10 protein-coding genes and 1 pseudogene are annotated in these 11,171 nt (G+C 70.4%); 5 read left to right on the top strand and 6 right to left on the bottom strand.

The window, feature by feature from the left end; translation table 11 throughout:
• The 5 genes and pseudogenes from AOK22_RS43395 to AOK22_RS35860 all read right to left on the bottom strand — a co-directional run.
• Positions 1 to 148 (bottom strand): annotated as a pseudogene (locus tag AOK22_RS43395) (RidA family protein); the annotation flags it as partial.
• Positions 149 to 335: 187 nt separating this feature from the next.
• Positions 336 to 1,379 carry a glycosyltransferase family 4 protein gene (locus AOK22_RS35875; protein ID WP_079037047.1) on the bottom strand — a complete coding sequence of 348 codons (1,044 nt, stop codon included), beginning with the start codon at positions 1,377 to 1,379 and terminating at the stop codon, positions 336 to 338.
• Complete coding sequence (locus AOK22_RS35870; protein WP_063795407.1) at positions 1,376 to 2,395, bottom strand: NAD-dependent epimerase/dehydratase family protein; 1,020 nt, start codon at positions 2,393 to 2,395, stop codon at positions 1,376 to 1,378. Before AOK22_RS35870 ends, AOK22_RS35875 begins: the two co-directional genes overlap by 4 nt.
• A gap of 117 nt (positions 2,396 to 2,512) precedes the next feature.
• Positions 2,513 to 3,919: a nucleotide sugar dehydrogenase gene (locus AOK22_RS35865; protein WP_244165243.1), complete on the bottom strand. Its 1,407-nt coding sequence runs from the start codon at positions 3,917 to 3,919 to the stop codon at positions 2,513 to 2,515.
• A gap of 38 nt (positions 3,920 to 3,957) precedes the next feature.
• Positions 3,958 to 5,001 (bottom strand): glycosyltransferase family 4 protein, encoded by a 1,044-nt coding sequence (locus tag AOK22_RS35860; protein ID WP_157872396.1) that lies wholly within the window; start codon positions 4,999 to 5,001, stop codon positions 3,958 to 3,960.
• A gap of 487 nt (positions 5,002 to 5,488) precedes the next feature.
• Here AOK22_RS35860 and fabG point away from each other — a divergent pair, with 487 nt between their 5' ends.
• Positions 5,489 to 6,313 carry a 3-oxoacyl-ACP reductase FabG gene (gene fabG / locus AOK22_RS35855; RefSeq protein ID WP_425264113.1) on the top strand — a complete coding sequence of 275 codons (825 nt, stop codon included), beginning with the start codon at positions 5,489 to 5,491 and terminating at the stop codon, positions 6,311 to 6,313.
• Positions 6,313 to 7,761: an AMP-binding protein gene (locus AOK22_RS35850; protein WP_055702868.1), complete on the top strand. Its 1,449-nt coding sequence runs from the start codon at positions 6,313 to 6,315 to the stop codon at positions 7,759 to 7,761. Before fabG ends, AOK22_RS35850 begins: the two co-directional genes overlap by 1 nt.
• Positions 7,762 to 7,780: 19 nt before the next feature.
• Here AOK22_RS35850 and AOK22_RS35845 read toward each other — a convergent pair whose 3' ends face one another.
• Positions 7,781 to 8,083: an acyl carrier protein gene (locus AOK22_RS35845; RefSeq protein ID WP_063795405.1), complete on the bottom strand. Its 303-nt coding sequence runs from the start codon at positions 8,081 to 8,083 to the stop codon at positions 7,781 to 7,783.
• A 228-nt stretch (positions 8,084 to 8,311) separates the two neighbouring features.
• Between AOK22_RS35845 and AOK22_RS35840 the strand changes: the two genes are divergently transcribed.
• The 3 genes from AOK22_RS35840 to AOK22_RS35830 form a co-directional block, all read left to right on the top strand.
• Positions 8,312 to 9,109 (top strand): 3-oxoacyl-[acyl-carrier-protein] synthase III C-terminal domain-containing protein, encoded by a 798-nt coding sequence (locus AOK22_RS35840; RefSeq protein WP_237773166.1) that lies wholly within the window; start codon positions 8,312 to 8,314, stop codon positions 9,107 to 9,109.
• A gap of 10 nt (positions 9,110 to 9,119) precedes the next feature.
• Complete coding sequence (locus tag AOK22_RS35835) at positions 9,120 to 10,541, top strand: preATP grasp domain-containing protein (RefSeq protein ID WP_244165242.1); 1,422 nt, start codon at positions 9,120 to 9,122, stop codon at positions 10,539 to 10,541.
• Positions 10,531 to 11,171: type III PLP-dependent enzyme domain-containing protein (locus AOK22_RS35830; protein WP_482255568.1), on the top strand; the 641-nt coding region annotated here is incomplete at its 3' end. The genes AOK22_RS35835 and AOK22_RS35830, both read left to right, overlap by 11 nt.

Below are 11,171 nucleotides of genomic sequence, written 5' to 3'. Positions count from 1 at the left end.
CGAGGTCGCCCTCGCCGACGGTGGTGCCTTCGGCGTCCAGGGACACCTGTCCGGCGACGAAGATCTGCTTCGTGCCGGACGCGACCGAAACCTGCCGGTAGACGTCGACGTGCGGGAGTCCTTCGGGGTTCACCAGCGTGATGGCCATGTCGGCCGCCTCCTTGTGCCGTGTGCTCTCTGGTGGTTACTCGGGAACCGTAAGAGAGCAGACGCTGACGTGGAAGAACGCACTTTTTGGTGACCGGGGAACCTTCTGGTGACCCAGCAGCAGGAACGGCCCGCCGGATGAACCGGCGAGCCGTCCCGAAGGGTGCGTCCCGAAGGGGAGAACTCACTCACTCCGGCCAGTGGTGTTCCATGACGTCGAGCATGACCTTCGGCTTCTGCCACACGTCGCGCTCCTTGTGCGCCCAGTCCGATGCCGCACGGCCCAGGGACCGGGCCTCGTCGCGGTGGGCGGCGACCCACCTGAGGTGGCGTGCCACCTCGGCGACGTCCGGGACGCCGCGTACGCCGCAGTGGCCCAGGTGAGGTTCGTACACGTCCTCCCAGTGCGACGGGGAGACGGGCAGGACGAGGTCGCCGGCGTCCGCGCACACGTCGCCCTGCCCTTCGGAGGAGAGGGCGATGACGGGCAGTCCGGTGGCCATGCCCTCGACCAGGGGCAGTCCGAACCCCTCGCTGCCCAGGGCGAGCAGCACATCCGCCTGCTCGTACCAGTGCAGGATTCCGCGCGTCGGCTCGTTCGCGTCGACGATCGTGACGCGGGGATCCCGCGAGGTCAGCCCGCCGCGCCCCTCCGCGCCGAACCGCGCCTTGACGACCAGCCGTGCGCCGGGCTCGTCCGCGAAGGCCAGCCGCCACGCCTCGACCGCCTGGGCGACGTGCTTGCGCGGAACGACGGTGCCCACGACCAGCGTGGTGAAGGTCTCTCGCGCCGGGCGTGCGACGTAGGGATACACGTCGGCGTCGACGCCGTCGGGAGCGACCTCGATCGGCACGGTGATCCCGCTGTCGCGGAACATCCGGGCGACGAAGCGGGTCGGCACCATCAGGACGCGCGCGCGGTTCAGCGGCTCGACCCAGCTCGCGGGCAGCCGGCTCGACTCCCACATGGTGTGGATCATGTGGGGGCGGCCGGAGTACCGCGCCAGCTCGGGGCGGACCCACGAGTTGAACAGCAGCGGGCCGGTCCCGATGGGGCCGGAAGCGGCCACGATGTCGAGCATCTCGGCCGACAGGCCGTCCGTCTCCAGTTTGAACGGGACCAGGTTCACCCGGACCCCGAGCCTGCTGAGACCGAGGACGATGTACTCCGAGATGCCGGCGTAGCCGTCGTGGACGTAGAACTCACCGGCCACGTCGAGCGACTTCATCATCGCCGTACCGTCGCGAGTTCGGTCTCGCGCACCCACGAGACGACCTCGTCCAGCATGACCTCCAGCGGAGTGTCGGCGACGAAGCCCAGGACCTTCTCGGCCTTGCGGGTGTCCGGTCTGCGCACGCGGACGTCGTCGGGGAAGGCCTCCTCGCGCCGGAGCGCGAAGGGCTCCCCGGGGTTGATCCGGTCCCAGACGAGCCGGGCCAGTTCGGCGATCGTGCAGCCGTGGCGACCGGACAGGTTGAAGTCCTCGTTGTGCGCCGCGTCCGACTCCATGGCCAGGACGATCCCGCGGGCCATGTCGCGGGCGGCGGTGAACGTGCGGTACTGGTTCCCGTCGCCCAGGATGCGGAAGGGACTCTCGCGCCGCAGCGCACGCTCGACGAAGTCGGGGATGACGTGCCCGCGCACCATGCGCTGCTGCTCGTCGGAGGACGTGCTGGTGTGCGGGGCGTGCCGCTCGCCCGCGCCCACGCAGTTGAACGGACGAACGATGGTGTAGGGCAGGCCGTACTGCGACCAGGCGGCCTTCGCGTAGTACTCGACGGCCAGCTTCTGGAAGCCGTACGCGGTGGAGGGAGGCGCGATCACGCGTTCGTCGCCCTCGCGGAAACCGTTGCCCGAGTGACCTTCGTAGACCATCGAGGAACCGACGTAGGTCACCTTGCGCAGCTTCTCGCCGTGCCGCCTGATGCCCACCTCGGCCGCCGCGCCGACCAGGTGGTTGTTGGTGGACAGGATGTCGTACGCGAGATCCTTCATGTACCGGACTCCGCCGATGAGGGCGGCGTTGGCGATGAAGTGGTCGCAGTCCTCGGACAGTTCGTACAAGAGGCTCTTGTCCGCCGCGTCGCCGATCACGCTCGTGTAGCGCTCGTGGTCGGGCAGTGTGCGTGCCGGACGGCCGTACTTGGTGAGGTTGTCCAGGCCGACGACCGTGTACCCGCGCGTCAGCAGCTCTTCGACGACGTACCCGCCCAAGAAGCCGGCCGCCCCCGTCACCAGCACCTTCACAGTGTTTCCTTTCTCGTGGATCACGATTCGTGGCTGCGTGCCTGCGTGCCTGCGTGCCTGCGTGCCTGCGTGCCTGCGCGGCCACCTGGCTCCGCGGCCCCCGCGGCGCCTCCCGCTTCACGCCTGGCGGGCCAGTTGGCCTTCCCCGAACGCCAGATAACGCACCGGGCCGTTCAGCTGGGCCCCGGCTCCGGCGTGCAGTGCCCACGCGTCGTAGACGATGCCGGGGCCCGCCATCCGCTCCGTGAGCCACTCCAGGGAGAGCTCGGCGTACGCCCTGTGGTTGGTGCCGATGATGACCAGGCCCGCGCCCTCGACGGCCTCCTTGGCCTCGGCGCACGGCTCGTACCCGAGCGCCCGCTGCCGCTGCTCCGGCACCGCCGGGTCGTGCGAGCGGACCGTCAACTCCGCGTACCGTCGGCGCAGTCGAGCCACGATCTCCACCGCAGGAGAGGACCGCTCGTCGTCCGTCTCGGGGTGTCCCTTGAACGCGACGCCGAGCAGCGCGACGGTGGGCGGCCCGGAGTCACCGCTGTGCGCGAGGCGCTCCACCAGTTCGTCGGCGACCCGCGCCGGCGTCTCCCGATGGGCCTCGCGGACGCCGCTCAGCAGAGCGGAACCCGGGGCCCCGTGGTCCAGGAAGGCCTGGGAGAGGATGGCCGTGTCCTTGGGGAGACACGATCCGCCGACCGGACCCGCGAACGGCATCGGAGCGCGGTCGTACCCGGCCCCGGCGGCGTCGCGGACCTCGCGGGCGCTGACGCCCACGCTCTGGCAGAGTCGGGCGAGTTCGTTGGCGAAGGCGAAAACGGAGTAGCGGTAGGCGTTGCAGGCGAGCTTGGCGACCTCCGCGGTCTCCAGGTCGGACACCTCGACGATGCCGGGGGTCAGGACGCGGAACAGGGCCGAGGCCCGCTCGACCGCGCGGGGCGAGCCCGCGGAGACGATCTGGGGGAGGCTGCGCAGCTCCTGCACGGCGATTCCCTGAACGGTCCGTTCGGGGCAGAAGGCCAGCTCGACGTCCGCCCGCGCGCGCAGCTCGGCGCGCAGTCGCCGGGAGGTTCCCACCGGCACGGTGGACCGCAGGACCACCAGGTTCCCGTCGACGGCCGCGTCGGCCACCGCCCGTGTCGCTCCCTCCACCTGCCGCAGGTCAGGAGTGCCGTCGCCGTCCACGGGAGTGCCCACGCACACGATGTACGTGTCGACCTCCCGGCCCGCGGGGACGGAGTCCGTCACCGTGAAGAGGCCGCTGTCGACCGCCCCCGCCAGATCCAGTCCGGCCTCCCGGACGTGGGGCTCCTTGCGCGCCAGCTGTTCGCGCACCGCCTGGTTCCGCTCGACGCCGATGACGCGTCGCCCCTGTGCGGCGAGGGTCACGGCGAGTGTGAGGCCGACGTAACCGAGGCCGATGACGCAGACCGCGCCGGACTCCTGCGCGGTGGTGCCGCCGTCACGTCCGTTCACGCCGTCGCCGAGTCCCTCGCCGTGGCCGTGTGTGCCGGTCCCGTCTTCGCTGCTCACCCGCTTCTGTTCCTTTCCGGTCGGCGTCGCACCCGTGGTCATCGCGCCCGCAGCGGGCGCGGCGGACGCATGTGGGTCTCCATGGCGTCGAGCATCGAGGGCCCCTTGTGCCACAGGTTCCGGTGCTTGTGGACCCATGCCGACGCGGCCACGCCCATGGCGGTGGCCTCCTGTCGGTGGCGGGCCACCCAGCGGAGCCGCCGCGCGACCTCCCGGACATCGGGGACGCCGCGAACTCCGCAGCGTCCATAGCCCGGTTCGTCCGCGACTTCCCACCTTGCGGGGCTCACGGGCAGCAGGAGGTCGCCGGCGTCCGCGCAGATGTCGCCTTGTCCCTCGGAGGAGAGGGCGATGACGGGCAGTCCGGTGGCCATCCCCTCGACCAGGGGCAGTCCGAACCCCTCGCTGCCCAGGGCGAGCAGCACATCCGCCTGCTCGTACCAGTGCAGGATTCCGCGGACCATCTCCTGGTCGTCGACCAGAGTGATCCGTGGATCGCTGACGGTCAGGCCGTGCGCCTTGGCCGTCTGGAAACGGGACTTGATGATCAGGCGCGCGTCCGGGTCGCCGTCGAAGGCCAGTTGCCAGGCGGCGATGGCCTCGGTGACGTGCTTGCGCGGCAGCACCGTGCCCACGATCAATGTCGTCAGGCCCTCGCGATCGGGACGTTCGGTCCACGGGTACAGCTCGGGATCGACGCCCTCGGGGATCACCTCGACGGGGACGGTCACACCGCTGGAGCGGCACACGTCGGCGACGAAGCGAGTCGGCACGATCACCGCCCGGGCGCGGTCGAGCTTGCGCGGCCAGTCCGCGGGCAGCTCGCTCGACTCCCACATGGTGTGCACGAAGTGCTCGGTCCGCGCGTAGAGCTCCAGCTCCGGTTCGAGGGCGGCCGAGAAGAGTACGGGGCCTTCCTCGTACGGAGTGGAGTTCGCGAGGAGGTCGTGCATCCGAGGGGACAGCCCCTCGGGGAATACCTTGATGGGGATGATGTTGACCCGAGCCCCTTCTCGGGCCATTCCCACGGCCGCGTACTCGGCCAGACTCCCGTAGCCGTCCGCCACGAGGAAATGTGCCACCAGGTTAACGGGCACGGGGGCGCTCTGATTCACGATGTGACCGGCCTGCTTTCCGCTTGTGACTGTCGGACGCATTAGCGCAACCACCTCTCCGGACACTGGAAATGGCAGGTCCGGGGAGGTGCATCGAATCTGTGGTCGGTCAGCGGTATGCGTCTGACCTGCAGCTTCTATGTGAGGTCGAGTGATCGAACGAAGTGGTCCTGCGGGACGCTAAACAACTAATGCGATTTAGTCAACAGGCCCTGAGCGTTGGCGATTCGGGTCACTTCGTCCCGGGTGCTCCTGGCGCGGCCGATGCTTGACCCTGCGACAGAAGGTGCTCTAGCGTGACGGTCGTTTCACGCGGAACACAGTTTGACTTTCTTTTGACTCAGGGAAAGGAATCCTGTGTTTCTCCGGTGCCGACGGTGGGCAGGGCCCCGTGGCACACATCTGAATGACGTGCCGAATTGGAGGCCGTCAAGGGGGAAACGGTGGAGCATTGTTGGACGAGCGAATAGCCGTGGTGACGGGGGCCGCCGGGGGGATCGGTTCGGCCACGGCGCGGTGTCTGGCCGGTGCGGGGGCCGCGGTCGTCCTCGCCGACGTCCAGGGCGAGCGCGTCGGCGTCCTGGCCGAGGAGATCACCTCCGGGGGAGGTCGTGCGCTGGCCGTGGAGTGCGACGTCACCGACCCGGGACACGTCAAGGCGATGGTGCGTTCCGTGGTCCGGGAGTTCGGCGGGCCGCACATCCTGGTGAACAACGCGGGGGTGGTCAGGGACGGCGCCCTGCACGCCATGTCCGAGGCCGACTGGGACGCGGTCCACGCGGTGAATCTGCGCGGTGCCTTCCTGTGCGCCAGGGCCGTGCACAAGCACATGGCGCGGGCCCGCTGGGGGCGCGTCCTGAACCTGTCGAGCGTCTCCGCTCTGGGGGCCCATGGCCAGGTCAACTACGCCGCGGCCAAAGCCGGGTTGGAGGGCATGACCCGTGCGCTCGCCGTGGAGCTCGGCCCCTTCGGCATCACGGTCAACGCCGTGGCCCCGGGGTTCATCGAGACCCCGATGACCATGGGGTCCGGCGGCGGGAAGCCCGGAAGCACCGCCAGGGCGGCGCTGGTCGCGGAAACGGCCCCCGTACGCAGGACGGGGCGCCCGGAAGACGTGGCGGCAACCCTCGCCTTCCTCGCCGGGGACGGGGCCTCGTACATCACGGGCCAGACGATCCATGTCGACGGCGGGCTGCCCCTGGGGCGCCTGCCTGCCCCTGAGGCGCCACACGGCATCGGCAGGTCCGGCGCGGTCGACGGAGCGGGGGCGGGCGTCTGATGCACGAGCACGTCGAACGACACGCGCGAACGCGACCGGAAGCGATCGCCGTACGGGTCCGCACGCCCGACGGATGGGCGGACACCAGTTGGCGCCGGCTGCGCGACATGGCGGCAGGTGTGTGCGACCACGCGCGCCGAACGCTCCCGAGCGACGAGCCCGTGGTCCTGGCCCTCGACAACTCCGCCGAAGGCATCGCGGTGTTGCTGGGACTCACCGCTGCCTCGGTGGACGTCCTGTGCCTGGAATCGGGCGCCTCGCCGGACGGCGTGCGGCGGTCACTGGCACGGCGCATCGGCGCCCGGCACGCGATGGGCCCGGCCGGAGGGGACGGCGTCCTCGCGTACGCGGACGTCATGACGGAGGCCGCGGGCCCGCTCCGCGCACCGCGCCGGAGCCCCGAGATCCTCGGCATGACCTCCGGATCCACCGGCAGGCCCCGCATCGTGCGCCAGACCCTCGCCAACATCGAGCGCGGCGGCCGCATCTACCGCGACACGTACGGCTATACGGAGCACGACGTCCTGGTCGGTCCGATCCCGATGGCCCACTCCTTCGCCATGATGGGCCTGCTCGCCGGTGGCCTGGTGTCCGGTGCCCGTATCGTCACCATGCCGCGCTTCAGCGTCAGCGGGGTGCACACGGCCATCGACCAGGGCGCGACCGTGCTGCTCGGGTCGCCCATGATCCACCGCATCCTCGGCATGGCCCCGCGTCCAACAGAGAAGGGGTCGGCCCTGCGTGCCCTGCTGTCGTCGGGCGGCCCGCTGCCGGCCGACACCCGGGCGCGGGCGGAGCAGGTGTTCGGGCTCCCGGTGCACCAGATCTACGGCAGCACGGAAGCCGGCGTGATCGCCTGCCAGTACGACCGCGAGGAGCCCTGGCGGGAAGGCGCCGCCGGACGGATCCACCCCGCGGCGACGTGGCGGCTGCGGCCCGCCGAGGGGGCCGACGCGCCACCGGGGGCCGGATGGCTGCGGGTGCGCACCGCCACCCTGTTCGCCGGCTATCTCGGCGAGGGCGACCCGCTGGACGAGGACGGCCTGTTCGACACGGGGGACCTGGTCGGCGTCGAAGCGGGCGGTGACCTGACGGTGCTGGCGCGGAAGGCCGCCTTCATCAACGTCGGCGGACGCAAGGTCGACCCCGGCCGGGTGGGCGCTGTCCTGGACGAGTGCGACGCCGTGGCAGAAGCGCACGTCTTCGGTCACGAGGAGGACGGCGAGGAGGCGGTGCACGCGGCAGTCGTGCTGCGCGGCCAACACGAGCTGACCGCCCATGTGTTGGCGTTCTGCCGTGACCGGCTCGCGTCCCACGAGGTGCCCCACCGCGTCCACGTCCTGTCCGCACTGCCGCGCACCACGCTGGGGAAGCCGGACCTCACCGCGCTGAAACAGGCATGCGCCCTGCTGCCCGTGGACGGCGCGGTCGACGGGGGCGTGCGGTGAGCCCCCGTCGCCGCCGTGGTCAGGCCGCCGGGACGTCGGTCTCGGCCACGACCCTCGCGAGGTGGCCGGGGCTCGCGTCGTCGAAGACGGCCGTCACCAGTGCCGCGCGCAGCCGCTCCGCGCCGTCCCCCTCGACCGGGTGCCGCCGGGCGACGAGCCGGTTGACCAGCTCGACCGCACGCAGTGAGTCCCCGCCGCTCGCCGTGAAATCCTCATCGGGCGCCAGCGGCCGGCAGCCGAGGATCCCACCCATTTCCTCACCGATGATCCGGGATATGCGAGCGACGTCACTGAATTCCTCAGGGGCTGCTTCATCGACCATGTCCGCAATGCTAGATGCAGACCCGGGAGAGGAACACCCCGACCTTCGTTCGCAGTTACTGAGGAGAGCACGTTGACAGTGCTTCAAGAGGTTGCCGGATACTGGCCGGAACGCTCCGTACCGGCCCGTGACCACCTTGAGCGGGGCGGCGTTCCCGAAGCGCGCATCAAACTCTACGAGCGCTACTTCGGATTCTCGCGGATCCGGGTGTCCGAGGACGCGGACGCCGTGGGACAACTCCTCGGCGCGGCACGCCGCCTGACGGGTCTCAAGGGCAGCGAGCACCGCGTTCGCCACGTCCTCCAGGGCCGCACGATGCCGGTGGACGCCCCGTATCCGGACAGCACCGTGCACGAGGTGCGCGACGCGCTCGGACTGCACGGCGCGCACGCCTTCTGCGTGACACAGCACGCCTGTGCCTCGGGCCTGCTGGCCGTCGAGCTCGCCGGGCGGCTGATCGCCGACGACGGCGATCCGGAGGCGCTCGCCCTGGTCCTGACCGGGGAGAAGGTGTTCACGCAAGGCGCTCGCGTGATCCCCGACACCGGAGTGATGGGGGAGTGCGCGGCGGCCGTGCTGGTCGGTGCGCGTGGTCCGGGCGACCGCCTGCTGGGCTACGCGACACGGACCTGCGGCGCCTTCGAGGGCGGGATGTCCATGGAGCCGGAGGCGGCCGAGGCGTTCCAGGAGGCCTACCCGAAGGTGCTGGCCGATGTCGTCCGCGCGGCCCTGGACCGCGCCGGTCTCGGTATCGGGGACATCGATCTCGTCCTGCCGCACAACGTCAATCGGATGTCCTGGATGCCCGTACTGAAGGAGCTGGGAATACGGGGTGCCGGCCGGGTTTTCACCGAGAACATCGCGGAGATCGGACATTGCTTCGGTGCGGATCCCTTCCTCAATCACGTAACCGCCCGCGAAAGCGGTCGGCTGATTCCTGGAAACCGTTATGTGATGACAGCCGTCGGTCTCGGCGCGACGTTTTCCGCCATGGTGTTCCACCACGGAATCCAACACGGAAGGTGAGTCAAGGAAAGTGAGTCCTGGGAAGGGTGCCGTGGGCACGGCTCTCACGCAGAGCTGGTCCACCCGAATACGCTCCGTGCTCACCGGCGGGCCGGATACGCCCATGGTCCTGCTCGGTAATTTCGAGGTCGAGAACGAGTGGGCCGAGGGCGAGGCCGGGCTGCCCCGCGTGGCGGTGAGCGCGACCCGTGAGATCGCCAACCGGATGGACGAGTTCTGTCTGCTGCTCGCGGGCCCCGACGACCACGTGCTCCTCAAGTCCGCGCCCGACGACGACCATGTGGCGCACCTCGAAGCGCTGGGTTTCGCGCTTCCACGGGTGCTGACGCCCACGGTCCAGGACCCGCACCGGACGGTGACGGAGGACGTCCTCGCCGACCCCGCCCTCCTCGACGCGCTCGGGTCGCTCACGGGCGGCCCGGTTCTGTGGCCGCACGGCGTGTCCCCGCGCGAGGAACTGCTCGCCGAACGCGCCGGACTGCGGCTCGCCGGGCCGTCCGCGGCGATCTGCAAGGCCGTCAACGGCAAGGTCTACAGCAGAGAGCTCGCCGGTGAACTCGGGCTGCGCCTGCCGCAGGGCTGGACCTGCCGGACGGTGGGCGAGCTGCACGGCGCCGTCGCGGAGGCCGGACGCCTCCTCGACCGGGGCGGCACGGTCGTCGTGAAGGACTCCTTCGGAGTCTCGGGCAAGGGACTGCTCGTCGTCTCCGAACGGTCCGCCCTGGAACGCGTCGTACGGAAGATCGCCCGCCGTGCGGAGCGGACGGGCGACGACGCGGTGAGCCTGGTCATCGAGAGCTGGGTGGCCAAGAAGACCGACCTGAACTACCAGTTCACCATCGACCGGGACGGCGGGTGCACGTTCGACTTCGTACGGGAGGCCGTCACCGACGGAGGCGTGCACAAGGGCCACCGCATGCCCGCCCGTCTCGACGCGGCCCAGCGCGCCGAGCTCGCGCGGGCGGCGCGCGCGATCGGCGAACGGCTCCACGCCGACGGGTACGTCGGCACGGTCGGAGTCGACGCGATGGTGGACCCGGACGACGGCCTCTACCCCATCGTGGAGATCAACGCCCGCAACAACATGTCGACCTATCAGGAGCGGATCCGCGAACGGCTCATCCCCGACGGCAGGGTCGCGCTCGCCACCCAGTACCCCCTCACACTCCGCGGCCGCCTCCCGTTCTCCCGCGTCGCCGACCTCCTTCAGGACACCCTCATGACGCCCGGCTCCGGCGAGGGACTCCTCGTCAACAACTACGCCACCGTCAACGCGGCCGAGCACCGGCTCCTGGCCGAAGGGCGAACGACCTTCGACGGCCGTCTGTACGGAGTCGTCGTGGCCGACAGCGACGACCGACTCGCCGCCCTCGACCGGCGGATCACCGCCCGCATCACGGCCCTCACGGAGGAGAACCGTCATGGCCACTGACCCTTCGAGCGCCACCGGACTCCACATCCAGGGCCGGTCCCTGACGGACCTGGCAGCCGAGTTCGGCACCCCGCTGTACGTCTACGACGCGGACGTGGTGACCCGCCAGTACCAAGGCCTCCGCGAGCTGCTGCACCCCCGCCTGGAGATCTTCTACTCGCTGAAGGCCAACCCCAACGTCGCGATCTGCGCGCTGCTCGGCTCCCTGGGAGCACGCGCGGAGGTCTCCTCGCTGGCCGAACTGGTCACGGCACAACGGGCCGGCATCACCCCGGACGACATCGTCTTCCCCGGTCCGGGCAAGAGCCCCGACGAGCTCGTCGCCTGCCTGGACGCGGGGATCGCGGCGATCGTCTGCGAGTCCCTCGACGAGCTGGCGCTCGTCGACCGCCTCGCCGGCGAACGGGGCGTCACCGCGCGGGTGGCGCTCCGCGTCAACCCGAACTTCTCCGTCAAGGGCGCCAAGCTCGTGATGAGCGGCACCAGCCGGCAGTTCGGCATCGACCAGGAGACGCTGCTCGCCCAGCGGGACCTGGCGGCGCGCTTCCCCTCGGTGCGCCTGGTCGGCTTCCACATCTACATGGGCACGCGGGTCCTGGAGGAACGCGTCGTGGCCGAGCACACGGAGCG

The organism is Streptomyces silaceus, from assembly GCF_001419745.1.
Taxonomy (GTDB): Bacteria; Actinomycetota; Actinomycetes; order Streptomycetales; family Streptomycetaceae; genus Streptomyces; species Streptomyces silaceus.
This window is presented reverse-complemented; position numbering and strand designations above follow the sequence as displayed.